Source organism: Chryseobacterium sediminis (assembly GCF_008386505.1).
In the GTDB taxonomy this organism is placed as follows: Bacteria; Bacteroidota; Bacteroidia; order Flavobacteriales; family Weeksellaceae; genus Chryseobacterium; species Chryseobacterium sediminis.
In genome coordinates this window covers 448089-461324 of sequence record NZ_VUNZ01000001.1, presented here as the reverse complement: position 1 = coordinate 461324, position 13236 = coordinate 448089, and the positions used below count along the sequence as shown (strand labels likewise).

Here is a 13236-nt window from a genome sequence, read left to right as displayed (position 1 = left end):
GCTTAGTAAACAGGATTTTCTGGTCTATTCAATAATTGCCAGTGGCTAACATTAGGATACCCATCCCATTCATTAGTAGTGGAATTATAAAATCTAGTATCTAAAAATATTTTACCCAAATGATGTATAATTACCCAATACATTCCAGACTCAGTCGGCTGTGGGCTTTCGTTCATGCATGCATTCCATCCGTTGTTGTTTTCGATTCCTTTAATACTTGAAGGAATTAATAATTCCAAATCGTAAATTTGATGACACTCTATATTTTCAAATTGCCACATTTTACGTTTTCTTTCGTTAGTATTTTGATCACTGTAGCTATATCTACCATGTTCATCTAATTCATTTTTAATTTGCTCGTAATATTCGCCCCAAGCTTCTTTAATTTTATCTTCTTTAGTCATAATTATTGATTTGATTGTTTAAACTCTTTGATGAACTCGTTTAAGACCTGCATTTCCATTTCGGTTAATGTATCGTGGCCTAGTCTTTTGCCATTTATGTAGAAGATCCCGCCTTCATTAGCAATTGTAATTCTTACAGATAGTGTCATGATTATGATTTTTTAAGTGTCCAGTATTCATCTACTAATGTTTTATGCAGCGAAACAGCCAACGGATTAGAAAATTTAAAAGCAGTCTTTAGTCTTTCAAGCCAAAACTGATCTTTAATCCCTACCGGTTCAGTTACAATTTGTTTTCTCTCGGAAATTGGCTTTTGTAGGTAGTCTGTTATGCTCATATCTCGGTGGCTTCTTTGATTAATGATATTATCTCACTATATGACTCTTTGGTTTTTATGTGAGATTCAGAACCTGCATTAGTTGAAATAATTGCATTATTTCCTCCCATACTTGTCACGTCAGCAATGTTTGATACGTTTACTAACACTTTTATTTCACCACTAGATTTAACATTAACTTCTATAAATCCTTTAATTTTCGCTTCCATGATTATTGTTTTTTAAGTAAGTATTCAATTAAACAGATGAACTGATATATAAACCAGCATTTGAGTAGAAATAAAGCTTTCATGATGCTGTAAAATAATGGTTAAACGATATTCTACCTCTTTGGATCATCTTTATCCTCAAACTATATTCTGCTTGCTGACACGCTTCTCTCATTGTTGAGACTTTTTCTCTGAAAAATGACTTTCTACTTGTTCTATAAGTCTGAAACCATCTAGCAATCATTCTCTTTATTTGTCTGTAACCGGGATTAGATTTTAAAACCGACCCTGACACCTGTCCTAATTCATTCAATTGTCTAAACTCATTAGGAACTACATGTATTCTATATCCTTCATCCAACCAAATAACTCCATGAACACGCATTCTGTTTACTCTGTGATCAAGCTGCTTATAAAATGCAAAACCTTTGATCTCTTTTCCTAAAATTGTTTTTTGTACTTTTGCCTTCATGATGTAGTGATTTTATTACTATTTCGTTTTTGCCGAGTCGTTCTGTTACAGCAGTGCGACTCATTTTTTTACTCTTCTCTTAGGTAATATTTTAAACCTTTCTTTTTTATTGATACTTGCTTCAATCCTTTTTTTTGTCAACTCAAATATTTCTTTCTCATTTGAAGACCCCGGCATCATTTCTTGCAGTAATTGAAATCTTTCTTCAGGATTTTTAATTTGACTTAAACAGAATTGAATTTGTCCTTTTACAAGTTCATTAAGCCCCAGACTCATAATTGAAGAATTAAACTAAGTTCCTTTTTGCATTTAATAGCTTCTTTCCTTTTTGCTTCTGCGTTTTCGTAAGCCTTTTTTGCTAAGCTGATAATGCCCTTTTTATTTTCCTCTGAAATATTACCTGCTCTTCGTTTTACATAATTTAAAGTTGAAGTTCCGATACCAGTCTCAGTATTGACATCAGCAATATCCTGAGCCGTTGTATATTCTTTCAAGTAGTAGGAAATTTCTGCACTTATCGTTTTCCCAATTATTAAACTTTCCATACATTATTTGTTTTAATTAAAAATTAGTTTTATCACTGTTTTTTCACATCCAACAAAAAGATTAACTTTGCGTTGTTGTTTTGTTGAGACAAATATACATACAATGTTTGTTATTTACAAGCGCTGTTTGTTTATTTTACCATCAAAACACTTAACTAATTGATAACCAGTGAGAAAAATTTTATATGGAAACATTGAATCTATCTGCTTTTGTGGCTGATACTATTACAGAAATAGCAATTGGCGTTGAAAAAGCAAAAGAAAATTTGAAAGAGTATGATGTTTTAATAAATCCCGCAACTGATACTAGCGGGAATGTTAGAACGAATAATGAAGGGGTTGTAAGAAAGGCACAAGAAATAGTATTTGATTTGTCAGTATCTATAAGTAAAGAAGAAATTGATATTGAAAAAGATAGCAAAGAAGGAAATGCTAGGATACAAGTAGTTTCTTTATTCAATTTTAGCTTAGGCGGAAACATCAAAAATGAAAGTGTTGATGAGCTAAATTTGAAAAACACAGCTATAAACAAAATTAAATTTTCTATTCCTGTTAGCTTTGGAACAAACAAGCCAGGTACTACTAAAGGCTTTTCAATTACCAGTGGCAGAATTTAAATCAATATTTCTGGTAAATCTTAGTCGCTCCAATATTTCGGGATAATCATTTCTGAGAATGTTTAGAGTGAACTTAAGTAGTGAGACCTTATAGGACAATTTTATAGAGTTATTAAATAATTGGGAGGTAATTATATCAAATGTTTTTCGATTTTCTGCCCAAAACAAATATTCCTCAAGCAAAGATATGTACTCTTTCATAACTGTTAATCATTAAAATATGAAACAAATTTTAGTCAAAATAAAAGAAGGTCAACGAGAGTTTTCAGTATCTGATCCGGAATACACTGATCTAATAAAATTAATTAAGAAGGGATTAGTCAAAGAAATTGGAGCAACTGAAAGCTCTACTATTTACGTTCGTATTACAAAACAGGGATTAGATTACATAGAAGCAAATTAATGCTCAGTAAATCTATCAAATTCGATAATTACAGCTTGTGAAATATCTTCTTTGAAAGAGCCCTGAAAGGACTTTAAAATGTCCTTTGTAATATGTGTCACTGTGTTTTTTCTATTAGGAATAAACTTTCTAATAGCATTAAATAAATTTAAAAACTGTTCAAAAGTATATTCATGTTCGTACTGGGGATACAGCTTTAAAAGCTCAATACTTATTTCCTTGTCGTTCATAACCATCTAATATTTATACAAATATATGAAAAAAGAAGAAAATACAAACGCGGTATGTATATTGCCGGATATTAATTTAAGGATTAAAGAACTTATAACTGAAAAGACTTTTGGAAACACTGCTGCTTTTGCAAGAGAAATTAGTGAAAATCTAAAGAAGAAAACTAAAGGAGAAAAAACCATAAGTCAACAAAGTGTTGATAGGCTATTTAAGATTGACAAAAGAGGTAATATTGACAAATATCCAGAACCGTCAAAAGCAATTATAGATAGTATTCTTGATACATATAATGTATCAAAAAAATGGCTTCTATTGGGCGAGCTGCCTATGTATAACCAATCAGAAAAAGAAAACACACCCACAAACTTAAAAACAGATAATAAAGCAGTTAAATCAGATTCTAATTTTGACACCCTATTATCAGAAGTAAAAGAATTAAAGAAAAGCCTAGAAGCACAAAAAAAACAGAACGAAGATCAAGCTAAAGCAATTATTGAATTTATAGAGAAGGAAAGAATAGCGGTTTCGGATCTAATTCTAGATCTTAAAAATAGTTTAACGCAAAAAAAGGAGAAAAGTTAAGCTGTATTTAATTAAGATTAAACTTAACTAAAAATATCTCTCTTCGGAACCTTTCAAGTGTTTCGTCAATATCCATATTTTGCAATATATCAATATCATATTTCTCAAATTTAAATATGACTTTTTTAATTTTAGTCATTATTATTTCATGATTATCAATATACTCTTCGGATTCAATCAATTTCTTTCGAAACATTCTCCTGTTTTTTTCAAGCAGCTTCTCTAAAAGTAAATAATCGTAGCTTTTCATCTTTAAATCTGGTGTTTGTTGGATTTTAACTGCTCGTTCTCTTGTTTTAATCTTTTTATTTCTTCTTTTAAGTCATTTTTAAAATGATCAGAAGCATTTTCTTCCAACCTTAGCCATCTTATGTATTTTAAAAGCCACATATATAAGAGAGCCCCTACAGCTGAAACAATAAAAAAAGTCCAACTATTTACTTTTAGAAAATCAACTTTTCCTCCTAGAATAGGGGAAAAATATACTGTCCCACTATAAAACGAGGTAAGAAGAGGGAAAAAATAAAGTTTAGGATTGGGCCTAAACGATACAGCCAGCAGTATTAAAGCGGGCGAAATAAACAACGTAACAAGCCAAATATCTACCGTTACAAGCACTCCTTGTGAGTCTTTTAAAGTGTCCATTCCAGGAACATATCTTTTAAAAATAACATCTATACAAGGTAAAATGGCCGATACTATTAAAAGCACCGACCCTATTTTTGCAGATTTTGATTTTTTGATTTTACTTTCTTGGAGGAACGTCTTTTGGATCTCCTTCATTTCCTGGATCTAGATTTGTATCTGGATCATCTGCCATAGTTGCATTACCACTTTTCACAATGATTGAATCATTGATTGTTTGTGGCTCAGCATCTCGGCTATCAATACCAGATTTGTTTAACTTAAATTTTTGGTTACTGTTTTTTACTGACTCGATTGCTTCTTTTCTTACTTCTTCATCGCGATCCGAACATGCACAAAGTAACACCGCTACAACTGCAGTAAAGATTATTAGTTTTGTTTTCATAAAATAAGGGTTTTAAATTCTATGTAAAAATACTAATAATTAAAGCATTACACGAATTCATGCTAGCTTTATCAGTCCTGCTAATATATATAATTATTTCATTCTACAATACCGTATTTATACTTATTTTTTACGGGTTTCCGTAATTTTCTTATACTTTTTAATTTCTATATTTGTGGCAAAAATTAATCATGAAAAAAATTATTATCGCTTCAGCTATAAGTATTCTATCACTAAGTACTTTATCAAGTTGTTCCAGCTCTGATGACACGCCAATTGAACAGAATAAGTTTGAGGATTCTCAATATATAAAATCTCAAATGATTGGTCATTGGGAATTTTGGGGGCACAAATCTCCAGGTTATTGGGTTTACAACGGCGATGTAGATAAATCTACCTTTGATTTTGATAATGATTCAAATTATCAAAGCAAAAACGCAATGGGACAGATTCAGAAAGGAACATACATAATTATTGGAGCGACTAAAACCGACAATCCAGTATTATATCTTTCATACAAAGAAGGTGATAAAACCAAAATGAGAACGATTTATCTTAAAGAATTAGATGGGAATAAAGCAGTGATTTACGAATCTGGTTTTGATGTTAGATACGACAAAAAATAATCATGAAAAAAATACTTTCATTTCTATTTGTAATAAGCACAACGTTTGCCTACGCTCAGAACTTTAAGTTTGAAGAAGTTATAAAAGTTGATTCAACAATCACAAAAGACGAGCTATTTAATAGGGCTAGAGTCTGGGCGAAAGAAAATTACAATAGCAAGAATAGCTTTATAATAACAGAGGATATGAACAATGGAGAAATAAGTGGCGTTGGAGTAATTGATTATAGAACAGATAATAAATACAAAGGCTATTCATGCGTGGAAGGGCCTATTAAATATCACTTCAGTATTTTTGTTAAGAATGGTAGATATAAATATTTATATGATTTATTCGATCATAAAGGATCCGCCGGTAATCTTTGTAGAGCTGGTAATTTTGGAGTAATTTCTAACACTAAAGAGGCTCCTAGCATAGGAAAAGGAATTGCATACGATTTAGCATTAGAAGATGTCAAAGAAAAAATAGATTCTAAAATTAAGTTACTGTCTTCTAGTCTTGAAAAGGGAATGAACAAAAATTATGAAGGCAACAATGACTGGTAATATAAAGAATATATGCGCTTTGCTTGCATTACTAATTTCAAGCTTAATTTACTCTCAAGAATTAAAATATGAAGAAGTCGTGCCGGTTGATTCTACAGTGACAAAACAGGAGTTATACAATAGGGCGAGAGATTGGATTACAAAAAGCCTGAAAGATGACGGAGAAGTATTTACAATTGAAGATAGCAATGAAGGAGAAATAACAGGCGGTGGAAAACTGAGATATTATACAAAAAAAATATATGTTGGTGCTCTGTGTACTATAGGATATGTAAATTTTAAAATAAACATATACTTAAAAAATGGTCGCTATAAATATATTATTCACTCATTAGTTCATGAGGGCACTAACTGCAGGCCAAAAAGTGCAATAAATTATGGGCTGTTAACCACTAATGATAAACCCGACAAAACCAATGATGTTTTTCTGAGAAAAGGTCCATGGAATGACATAAAAGAAAAAACTGATGAAAAAATTAAATTGTTAATTTACGATTTAAAAGACGCTATGAATAAAAAACATGAAACGAATAATAATTGGTAGGATGAAAAATAATTTACTTACTTTATTTTTATTAGCATCAAATTTGTTTTTTTCTCAAACTTCAGATCAATTTAAAAAGATAGCAGCAGGAATTAATACATCCTATACTGATTTCGAAATATCAATTGGTAAATCAAGTAGAGACAGAGAAACAAATTTTGGACTTGAAAAAAGAGTTTATGAATATGATACTTTCAGTATCATAGCATATGAGAAGGATGATATAGCTGGAATAGACGAAATATCTATTTTGTCTAAAAGGCAGTTTGACAACAAAGAGTCGTGGTATATAATATCTAAAACATTAAATGACGATTCTAATTATTTTATTGTAGACTCATTCGTAAGTAGCATCAAAGATAAAATATATAAAAATAATTTGAAATTTAATGAAATTGTGAACATATTGAGAAATTCTAGTGATTTGTCAGATTATATTTATTATGTAATTTTCAAAAAAAACAATATATATTATCAAATGAATGTAATTGAAACAGCAACACTCCTTAGAATCACAAAAGACTATACAACCCCTAGTAAAAAATAAAGCCCCAAACGGGGCCTTTTTTATTTGAACATATTTAAGTTGATAGCACTATGACAATGCCTATCAGCAAAGTATTTAAGTGTATTTTAGCAGTAAATTTTAAGCACTTTGATAGCGCTAACTTTTTTATTTAAGAAATATATTCCTCAATCGCTTTTCACTATCTAAAATTCTATCGTATATTAACGCTTGTCCATCATCAAATAATTGTAGTTTAAAATATTTTTTCAACTCAATTAACAAATGAGACATTGCGGAATAGGTCATAAGCAAATCGACTGTCATCTGTTTACTCTCGTAGAAGGCCAATGTATCATCAAAAATTGTCCCGTCCTCCATTCTTGGATAATAGTCCTCCATCACATCATAATTACTTTTATGGTAGTTTAAGAACTTCGCGAATTCTTCCTTGCAAGTAATATTGAACACATAAGTGTAAATATCGTTTAGGCTTACAGTTAGTGTTTTCATAGTATTATGCTACTTGTTTATCAGCTACCAATTTACTTACAATTGCAAAAATACACTCAAGGAAACCTTTTCTTTCTGCAATATCCAGATAGCTTTCATTTTTCTTTTCTTTCTTATAGCTCTTAATTGATATTCTATAATTATAATATAGAGTTTGATAAACGTTATTCCAGATCTCATGCTGAGAAATAGAAGTTGCTGCTGATATTTTATTTACAAGAAGTCTTATCTTGTCTCTTACCGGCAATTCCAGTTCAGTTTCTTCTTTATGAAGCTCGAAAGGAATTTCATTTAATTGCTTGATATTTCGCTCCTGATCTTCTAATATCATATTTACTTTTTCTTCGACGGTAGAAATTCGTCTATCATGTTCTTGCAAAGCTAAAGCTGACTGTACTAAAATATCAATCTGAGACATAATCTTTTTACCATCTGCCTCATCCATTGTTTTATGGAACATCTTACTATATACATCGAAAACTTCCTTATGCTTTCTTGCTATAAAGTGTTCAAAACAAGACACAGACAGCATATATGCTATCTTTGGCCTACCTCCTTTGGAGTTTTTACCATTTTTGGTAAAAACCGAATAATCCAAATCTTCTATGTAATTACTCGTTAGAGAATTTGTTGCATTTTGCTTTTTTGGATAGCACAGTGCCCAAACATCATCCAGATCTACAGGATATTTTTCTCCGGAATTTTTAAGTTCTCTTATTCTTTCAAAATATGCCCTGATAGATAGAACATCATTAAAAACTGAAAGAGCATTATTAATTGTTTCATTTCTGTTGCTGTTGTCAGCAAAATTTGTTAAATTGCCCATAGAATTTATTTTAAATTAAAAGCCACAATAAGGGGTGTCGATACATCATACATTTAGCTAGTGTAATCCTTAAAGTGGCTTTTTATATTGTTTTAAAAGTAACTTTTTATTGGTGTAATAAGTATCGACAATAGTAAAGTTACGAATAGCAAAGTGATAAAATATTATACTTTCTAACTTTTTTTGTGTTTTTTCTTAACAATTTTGTTAGCAAATTTTGAATATATCGTTTAACAAAACGGCACAAATATGGCACAATTTTAATTTTTATTGAAATTTTTACAAATTTTTAAACATTGATTATCAACATGTTAGATTTTAAAAGAACGTTGTTCCCGTCCCTAAAGGGCAGATTCTTTTACCCATATACCCTTTTTAAATAAAGCTTACTGAAGATTATTCGACTCAGTTAAAATCTGGAAAAAAGTATTTTTACTGCTTACATTTTCACGCAAAGGTTTACTTATATTCTAAAGGCAGCAAAGATGTAATCAACTTCGTTGATTCTCAATAAGCAAACGTTTAGCTTACAGTTTAGAGAAGCAAAAAACGTTTTATTTAGAACAGGCCTCATAGTTCAATGGATAGAATAAAAGTTTCCTAAACTTTAGATCCAAGTTCGATCCTTGGTGGGGCTACCAGACAGGGATAAGCTGTTTTCTTATCATTTTTTTTATTATTTACATCACCTAATCTACTGGTTACAAGAGATATACTTCTTAATACAGAGTTTACTCTGGTAGTTCGATATTCAATTCCTGTAAATTCAAGATTTTCCGGATATATCGAACTAATTATTTTTCTTTTTGCTTCTACACTACTTGATTGGTATAATAATGATAAGTTAGATATTACTGATAGAGCCTTGTTTAAGCGATCATCAACTTTTTCTGGTTTACGAGTCGCAACTAAACAAGAATGAAGTTCATTTTCAAGAATTTCAATTTTTTGTTTAGACTGTGCTTTAATAATCATGTAATCGTCATCTTCAATTTTTTCCGCTAATAATTTTTCTCGTGCAAAAGCTATCTTAGCATTGTAAGTTTCTATTTCAGAAATTATTCTTTTTCTTCTATCGCCAGTTTTGTTATTATACTTTTTATAGGCTGTTAGTAGAATATTTTGTAAGATTTTTTGAACTGAAGGAAGAAACTCATATTTCTTTAATTCCTCTACAAAAAGATTATTGGTAAGTTCAGCACTTTGCCTAAATCCACAAGATGATTTACAATGATAGTAATAATATACTTTCTGACTTCCCTTTGAACCGCTGGCAGTTAAATTTTTTCCACATTTCGGACAAATCAAAAAACCTCTCAATGGAAAAACATCCGCAGAACTAAATTTTATATACTTTCGGGTTTTTCTTTTATTACCTTCTAAAATGAGCTGAACTTTATAAAATAGTGTCTCACTTATAAGAGGAGCATGTAAAGATTTTACATAGTGAGCTTCTTCATCCCGGTATTTCTTTATAAATATTTTACCACAATACACTGGATTTCTTATCGCAACATGAAAAGCTTGATTACTCAAAATTTTTACTCCCTTTTCTGAAAGCTGTCGTCGTATAGTTTCAGGAGCCTCAATTCCTTTTGCTATTTCATTGAATAAATAACGTATTATTGAAGCTTCAGGTTCTTTAGGCTCAATAAACTTATATTTGCCATCCTCAGTAATTTTGTTAATGTATCCGAAAGGAGCACTAGCCATCCATCTTCCTTCCTTTTGAGCTCTTCGCATACCATAAAATGTATTCAGTGCTCTTCTGTCATTCTCTACTTCTGGTGCAGCAAGATAGATGGCTAACATCATTTTATTTTCTGGTATGAAAAGATCCAATGGCTGTTCTATAGCCTGGACTTCTACTCCCAGTTTTTTAAGGATACTTATCATTTGATATGCGTCACCTGCATTCCTGCTAAAGCGATCCCATTTAGTAAATAAAACTTTATCAATCTTAGATTTTTTTTTCTTTAGATAAATTAAGAGCTCATTCCATCCTGGACGATTAAAATTTTTTGCTGAATGATCTTCAAAAATAAGATTATCAATTTTAAGATTATTAGTTTCACAATACCTTTTTAAGCGTTCTTCCTGATCACGTTGAGAGTAACCTCTATCTGCCTGCTCATCAGTTGATACACGAATATATAAAGCAACATTACTCATAATAATTAGTTTAAAAATTTTCACCTAAAGATATCGAAAAGTATTTACAAGGTTTGTAATCAACTTAATAGTAAAAACAAGATTTATTAAAGAAGTTAATCGACTAGTATTATTTCAAAATTGAATTTTTCACTAGTTACAAGACCGGCAATTAAATATAAAAATACTAAAATATTTTTCGCTTCCTCCACAGTAACGTACACACCATCAGTTTTAAGAAGCTCAATTGTTTCTTCAGTTGTCATTGTACTTATTTGTAATTTTTCCATATTCACACTTTTGTTTTGGAACATAAAATTGAATACATAATTTAGAGAAGGTATCGTTATGAAAGTAAAAGCATCTGTTTGGCAGTAAATGACTTATTTTCCTATACTTGAAAGTTTCCAAGTGTCTTCAAAATGTATTTGATGGCAGTCTGTTACATTTAATTGACTACAGTTTTTTTTATCCAAAACATCTAATTTTTGTACATTTGAGACTATGAAAGAACAGCACCTGGAGCCAAAGCAAGAACTTTATCATTCAATTGCTAAAATTATTGCAGATTCAAAATCAAGCCTTTACAGAACTACTAACACCATATTGTTAAAGATGTACTGGGAAATAGGTAAACTCATTGTCCAGGATGAGCAAAATGGTGAAAAACGTGCTGGCTATGGAAAATATTTACTTAAAAATTTAGCAAACCAACTATCTCTTGAGTTCGGCAAGGGGTTCAATGAAAGGAACCTGAGCAATATGAGGGCATTCTTTAGCTCTTTCCCAATTTGGAACGCAGTGCGTACCGAATTGAGTTGGACTCATTACAGGATTATAAGCAGAATTGATAACCCGAATCATAGAATTCAGTATATTGATCATTCCATTGAAGGAAATTGGAATACCAGAACATTGCAACGAAATATTGACAGCCAGTACTTGGGCAGATTATTAAAATTTCCAGAGAATAATGATGGGAAAGAAGTTTCATCTTTCATAAAAGATCCATACATATTTGAATTTCTAGGATTACCAAATGATACCTCACAAACAGAAACTCAAATAGAATCAGCACTCATCTCTCACCTTCAACAATTCCTGATGGAGTTAGGGAAAGGTTTTGCATTTGTTGCAAGGCAACAGCACATTGTTACCGATACCTCCGACTTCTTTATAGATCTTGTCTTTTATAATTACTATCTTAAGTGTTTCGTACTTGTCGATTTAAAAACACATAAATTAACGCACGAAGCTATTGGGCAGATGGATATGTACGTTAGAATGTATAATGATCTTAAAAAAGGTGATGATGACAATCCAACTATTGGCATCATTCTATGTACGGAAAAAGATGAAACAGTGGTAAAATATTCTGTTATGTCTGAAAATGAAAAATTGTTCGCAAGTAAATACAGAACATATCTCCCCGATGAGAAAGAATTAAAGCAGCTTATCGAAGCAGATCGATTAAAACTTGAACTGGATAACCTCAGCTAAATAAAACAAGTATATAACAAAGCTAAGCCTTTCAGATTATATTGGAAAATCAGTAAAATTTGATTGTGCTGAAAAAACTACATAGCTAATCACTTATACTTAGTGATTGTAAATCATGTCCAAATAACTCCCACCTTAGATCTTATATTGCAACACCTTAGTTTTATAATAAGACTTTATATTCATTAATCCTACTGGATTTTTATTGAAAGTTCTAACATTTCCAAAAATAACCGGTAAAAAGGCAGCTAAGCTATTGTTGCCAGCCATCGCTTATGCAGCCAAAAGACTACGGCATAAACGGCTTCCTCCCTGAAGGTACCCTCCAATTATTCCGTTTCCTTTTGGCTTTTTTCATTGTCAGCACTTCATATCTGCTTTCTTTTTTCCGGTTTTTCTTTTGAAAAATATTAAACAAACCCTAAAAGGTTTGTAGGGACAAAGAAGGATAAAAGATAAGAACAAATCACAAATATAAGTACGGGAAATTCAAGTCTCTGCCGTACAAGAGCAATCACATGGATTTTAATATTGTCAATGAAATAAAATTAAGTTATTCACGAAAAGGTAATTCAGAGAAATTAATAAGCTGTTCACGTGATGCTGTTGATGTATTCCGTCAATACTTTGATATTGATGAAATAGATTATAGGGAATCATTTTTTGCTTTGTATTTAAATCAGGCAAACAAAGTTTTAGGGATAAAGAAAATATCTGAATCAGGTATTTCTTCAACAATAGTCGATGTAAGAATTATTATGCAGGCCGCGCTATTATGCAATGCATCTGCCATAATCTTAGCACATAATCACCCGTCAGGAAATTTAAAACCTTCAGCGGAAGATCAAAAAATTACTCAGAATATTAAAAATGCCTCAGAATTTTTAAATATTAAATTGCTGGATCATTGTATTTTGACCTCAACTGATTACTTGTCATTTGCTGATGAAGGGCATTTTTGAATCAAAAATTATCACTACCTAACATAAGCGACAATAATGAATTGTCGCTTATATCAATTCGGCGAAAAAACAATTCCTTCTTTGAGCGGGAACGTCTTTTCGCAAATTATGAGTAACCCTATTGAAAAAAAATAGCTTATATGAATTTTCTCAAAAAGATTACAGTTAAAATAGTAGGTTATTATTTATAACCTACTATTTTAAAAGCAAAAGGCTATTTCTGATGAAATAGCC

The 13236-nt window shown here is 31.0% G+C and carries 23 protein-coding genes and 1 tRNA gene; 10 read left to right on the top strand and 14 right to left on the bottom strand.

Annotated elements, in window-relative coordinates:
- Positions 1-2 precede the first annotated feature (2 nt).
- The 7 genes from FW780_RS02010 to FW780_RS01985 all read right to left on the bottom strand — a co-directional run bounded on the left by FW780_RS02010 (position 3) and on the right by FW780_RS01985 (position 1967).
- Positions 3-404, bottom strand: coding sequence for a hypothetical protein (locus FW780_RS02010; protein ID WP_149831963.1), 402 nt, complete (start codon positions 402-404; stop codon positions 3-5).
- Positions 405-406: 2 nt separating this feature from the next.
- Positions 407-553 (bottom strand): hypothetical protein, encoded by a 147-nt coding sequence (locus tag FW780_RS22290; RefSeq protein WP_167510635.1) that lies wholly within the window; start codon positions 551-553, stop codon positions 407-409.
- A gap of 2 nt (positions 554-555) precedes the next feature.
- Positions 556-741, bottom strand: coding sequence for a hypothetical protein (locus tag FW780_RS02005; protein WP_149831962.1), 186 nt, complete (start codon positions 739-741; stop codon positions 556-558).
- Positions 738-950 carry a hypothetical protein gene (locus tag FW780_RS02000; protein ID WP_149831961.1) on the bottom strand — a complete coding sequence of 71 codons (213 nt, stop codon included), beginning with the start codon at positions 948-950 and terminating at the stop codon, positions 738-740. The genes FW780_RS02005 and FW780_RS02000 overlap by 4 nt, the downstream gene beginning before the upstream one ends.
- A 79-nt stretch (positions 951-1029) precedes the next feature.
- Positions 1030-1422 (bottom strand): hypothetical protein, encoded by a 393-nt coding sequence (locus FW780_RS01995; RefSeq protein WP_149831960.1) that lies wholly within the window; start codon positions 1420-1422, stop codon positions 1030-1032.
- Positions 1423-1482: 60 nt separating this feature from the next.
- Positions 1483-1698 carry a hypothetical protein gene (locus tag FW780_RS01990; protein ID WP_149831959.1) on the bottom strand — a complete coding sequence of 72 codons (216 nt, stop codon included), beginning with the start codon at positions 1696-1698 and terminating at the stop codon, positions 1483-1485.
- Entirely contained in the window at positions 1695-1967 is a 273-nt protein-coding gene (locus tag FW780_RS01985; RefSeq protein ID WP_149831958.1) for a hypothetical protein, read from the bottom strand. Before FW780_RS01985 ends, FW780_RS01990 begins: the two co-directional genes overlap by 4 nt.
- Positions 1968-2152: 185 nt before the next feature.
- Here FW780_RS01985 and FW780_RS01980 point away from each other — a divergent pair, with 185 nt between their 5' ends.
- Both FW780_RS01980 and FW780_RS01975 read left to right on the top strand, forming a co-directional pair.
- The gene (locus tag FW780_RS01980; protein ID WP_149831957.1) at positions 2153-2584 is read left to right on the top strand and encodes a hypothetical protein; all 432 of its coding nucleotides are present in this window, start codon (positions 2153-2155) and stop codon (positions 2582-2584) included.
- 220 nt (positions 2585-2804) lie between these two features.
- Positions 2805-2987 carry a hypothetical protein gene (locus FW780_RS01975; protein ID WP_149831956.1) on the top strand — a complete coding sequence of 61 codons (183 nt, stop codon included), beginning with the start codon at positions 2805-2807 and terminating at the stop codon, positions 2985-2987.
- Here FW780_RS01975 and FW780_RS01970 read toward each other — a convergent pair.
- Positions 2984-3217 (bottom strand): hypothetical protein, encoded by a 234-nt coding sequence (locus tag FW780_RS01970; RefSeq protein WP_149831955.1) that lies wholly within the window; start codon positions 3215-3217, stop codon positions 2984-2986. The two genes, FW780_RS01975 and FW780_RS01970, sit on opposite strands and share 4 nt — an antisense overlap.
- 25 nt (positions 3218-3242) lie before the next feature.
- On the opposite strand from FW780_RS01970, the gene FW780_RS01965 reads away from it, so the two are divergent.
- The gene (locus tag FW780_RS01965) at positions 3243-3800 is read left to right on the top strand and encodes a hypothetical protein (RefSeq protein ID WP_149831954.1); all 558 of its coding nucleotides are present in this window, start codon (positions 3243-3245) and stop codon (positions 3798-3800) included.
- Positions 3801-3807: 7 nt separating this feature from the next.
- On the opposite strand, the gene FW780_RS01960 is transcribed toward FW780_RS01965, so the two are convergent.
- From FW780_RS01960 to FW780_RS01950, 3 genes are read right to left on the bottom strand one after another with little or no spacing between them, the layout of a single operon-like run.
- Positions 3808-4050, bottom strand: coding sequence for a hypothetical protein (locus FW780_RS01960; protein WP_149831953.1), 243 nt, complete (start codon positions 4048-4050; stop codon positions 3808-3810).
- 2 nt (positions 4051-4052) lie between these two features.
- Positions 4053-4583: a hypothetical protein gene (locus tag FW780_RS01955; RefSeq protein WP_149831952.1), complete on the bottom strand. Its 531-nt coding sequence runs from the start codon at positions 4581-4583 to the stop codon at positions 4053-4055.
- The gene (locus tag FW780_RS01950) at positions 4546-4830 is read right to left on the bottom strand and encodes a hypothetical protein (RefSeq protein ID WP_149831951.1); all 285 of its coding nucleotides are present in this window, start codon (positions 4828-4830) and stop codon (positions 4546-4548) included. The genes FW780_RS01955 and FW780_RS01950 overlap by 38 nt, the downstream gene beginning before the upstream one ends.
- Positions 4831-5021: 191 nt before the next feature.
- On the opposite strand from FW780_RS01950, the gene FW780_RS01945 reads away from it, so the two are divergent.
- Genes FW780_RS01945 through FW780_RS01930 form a run of 4 tightly spaced genes read left to right on the top strand, consistent with a single transcriptional unit; the run spans position 5022 to position 7092 of the window.
- Positions 5022-5456 carry a hypothetical protein gene (locus FW780_RS01945; RefSeq protein ID WP_149831950.1) on the top strand — a complete coding sequence of 145 codons (435 nt, stop codon included), beginning with the start codon at positions 5022-5024 and terminating at the stop codon, positions 5454-5456.
- A gap of 2 nt (positions 5457-5458) precedes the next feature.
- Positions 5459-6001: a DUF4468 domain-containing protein gene (locus FW780_RS01940; protein WP_149831949.1), complete on the top strand. Its 543-nt coding sequence runs from the start codon at positions 5459-5461 to the stop codon at positions 5999-6001.
- The gene (locus FW780_RS01935) at positions 5979-6545 is read left to right on the top strand and encodes a DUF4468 domain-containing protein (RefSeq protein ID WP_149831948.1); all 567 of its coding nucleotides are present in this window, start codon (positions 5979-5981) and stop codon (positions 6543-6545) included. Before FW780_RS01940 ends, FW780_RS01935 begins: the two co-directional genes overlap by 23 nt.
- Positions 6523-7092: a hypothetical protein gene (locus FW780_RS01930; RefSeq protein WP_149831947.1), complete on the top strand. Its 570-nt coding sequence runs from the start codon at positions 6523-6525 to the stop codon at positions 7090-7092. Before FW780_RS01935 ends, FW780_RS01930 begins: the two co-directional genes overlap by 23 nt.
- A 475-nt stretch (positions 7093-7567) precedes the next feature.
- Here FW780_RS01930 and FW780_RS01920 read toward each other — a convergent pair whose 3' ends face one another.
- Positions 7568-8389 carry a hypothetical protein gene (locus FW780_RS01920; protein WP_149831945.1) on the bottom strand — a complete coding sequence of 274 codons (822 nt, stop codon included), beginning with the start codon at positions 8387-8389 and terminating at the stop codon, positions 7568-7570.
- A 566-nt stretch (positions 8390-8955) separates the two neighbouring features.
- Between FW780_RS01920 and FW780_RS01915 the strand changes: the two genes are divergently transcribed.
- Positions 8956-9030 (top strand) — tRNA-Arg (locus tag FW780_RS01915).
- On the opposite strand, the gene FW780_RS22745 is transcribed toward FW780_RS01915, so the two are convergent.
- Together FW780_RS22745 and FW780_RS22285 are read right to left on the bottom strand one after the other, a co-directional pair.
- Positions 8990-10561, bottom strand: a complete 1572-nt coding sequence (locus FW780_RS22745; protein ID WP_149833787.1) for a recombinase family protein — start codon at positions 10559-10561, stop codon at positions 8990-8992. The two genes, FW780_RS01915 and FW780_RS22745, sit on opposite strands and share 41 nt — an antisense overlap.
- A gap of 95 nt (positions 10562-10656) precedes the next feature.
- Positions 10657-10830 carry a hypothetical protein gene (locus tag FW780_RS22285; protein WP_167510630.1) on the bottom strand — a complete coding sequence of 58 codons (174 nt, stop codon included), beginning with the start codon at positions 10828-10830 and terminating at the stop codon, positions 10657-10659.
- 214 nt (positions 10831-11044) lie between these two features.
- Between FW780_RS22285 and FW780_RS01905 the strand changes: the two genes are divergently transcribed.
- On the top strand, positions 11045-12040 hold the full coding sequence (locus tag FW780_RS01905) for a PDDEXK nuclease domain-containing protein (protein ID WP_149831944.1): 996 nt from the start codon (positions 11045-11047) through the stop codon (positions 12038-12040).
- A gap of 518 nt (positions 12041-12558) precedes the next feature.
- Entirely contained in the window at positions 12559-13002 is a 444-nt protein-coding gene (locus FW780_RS01900) for a JAB domain-containing protein (RefSeq protein WP_149831943.1), read from the top strand.
- Positions 13003-13236: the final 234 nt, after the last annotated feature.

Bases quoted from the DNA above. Each gene is read 5' to 3' on its own strand.
- FW780_RS02000 (WP_149831961.1), bottom strand. From the start codon at position 950: ATGGAAGCGAAAATTAAAGGATTTATAGAAGTTAATGTTAAATCTAGT.
- FW780_RS01960 (WP_149831953.1), bottom strand. From the start codon at position 4,050: ATGAAAAGCTACGATTATTTACTTTTAGAGAAGCTGCTTGAAAAAAAC.
- FW780_RS01980 (WP_149831957.1), top strand. From the start codon at position 2,153: ATGGAAACATTGAATCTATCTGCTTTTGTGGCTGATACTATTACAGAA.
- FW780_RS01900 (WP_149831943.1), top strand. From the start codon at position 12,559: ATGGATTTTAATATTGTCAATGAAATAAAATTAAGTTATTCACGAAAA.
- FW780_RS02005 (WP_149831962.1), bottom strand. From the start codon at position 741: ATGAGCATAACAGACTACCTACAAAAGCCAATTTCCGAGAGAAAACAA.
- FW780_RS01935 (WP_149831948.1), top strand. From the start codon at position 5,979: ATGAAGGCAACAATGACTGGTAATATAAAGAATATATGCGCTTTGCTT.
- FW780_RS01975 (WP_149831956.1), top strand. From the start codon at position 2,805: ATGAAACAAATTTTAGTCAAAATAAAAGAAGGTCAACGAGAGTTTTCA.
- FW780_RS01940 (WP_149831949.1), top strand. From the start codon at position 5,459: ATGAAAAAAATACTTTCATTTCTATTTGTAATAAGCACAACGTTTGCC.
- FW780_RS22745 (WP_149833787.1), bottom strand. From the start codon at position 10,561: ATGAGTAATGTTGCTTTATATATTCGTGTATCAACTGATGAGCAGGCA.
- FW780_RS01970 (WP_149831955.1), bottom strand. From the start codon at position 3,217: ATGAACGACAAGGAAATAAGTATTGAGCTTTTAAAGCTGTATCCCCAG.
- FW780_RS01955 (WP_149831952.1), bottom strand. From the start codon at position 4,583: ATGAAGGAGATCCAAAAGACGTTCCTCCAAGAAAGTAAAATCAAAAAA.
- FW780_RS22290 (WP_167510635.1), bottom strand. From the start codon at position 553: ATGACACTATCTGTAAGAATTACAATTGCTAATGAAGGCGGGATCTTC.
- FW780_RS01990 (WP_149831959.1), bottom strand. From the start codon at position 1,698: ATGAGTCTGGGGCTTAATGAACTTGTAAAAGGACAAATTCAATTCTGT.
- FW780_RS02010 (WP_149831963.1), bottom strand. From the start codon at position 404: ATGACTAAAGAAGATAAAATTAAAGAAGCTTGGGGCGAATATTACGAG.
- FW780_RS01995 (WP_149831960.1), bottom strand. From the start codon at position 1,422: ATGAAGGCAAAAGTACAAAAAACAATTTTAGGAAAAGAGATCAAAGGT.
- FW780_RS01920 (WP_149831945.1), bottom strand. From the start codon at position 8,389: ATGGGCAATTTAACAAATTTTGCTGACAACAGCAACAGAAATGAAACA.
- FW780_RS01905 (WP_149831944.1), top strand. From the start codon at position 11,045: ATGAAAGAACAGCACCTGGAGCCAAAGCAAGAACTTTATCATTCAATT.
- FW780_RS01930 (WP_149831947.1), top strand. From the start codon at position 6,523: ATGAAACGAATAATAATTGGTAGGATGAAAAATAATTTACTTACTTTA.
- FW780_RS01985 (WP_149831958.1), bottom strand. From the start codon at position 1,967: ATGGAAAGTTTAATAATTGGGAAAACGATAAGTGCAGAAATTTCCTAC.
- FW780_RS01945 (WP_149831950.1), top strand. From the start codon at position 5,022: ATGAAAAAAATTATTATCGCTTCAGCTATAAGTATTCTATCACTAAGT.
- FW780_RS01965 (WP_149831954.1), top strand. From the start codon at position 3,243: ATGAAAAAAGAAGAAAATACAAACGCGGTATGTATATTGCCGGATATT.
- FW780_RS01950 (WP_149831951.1), bottom strand. From the start codon at position 4,830: ATGAAAACAAAACTAATAATCTTTACTGCAGTTGTAGCGGTGTTACTT.
- FW780_RS22285 (WP_167510630.1), bottom strand. From the start codon at position 10,830: ATGGAAAAATTACAAATAAGTACAATGACAACTGAAGAAACAATTGAG.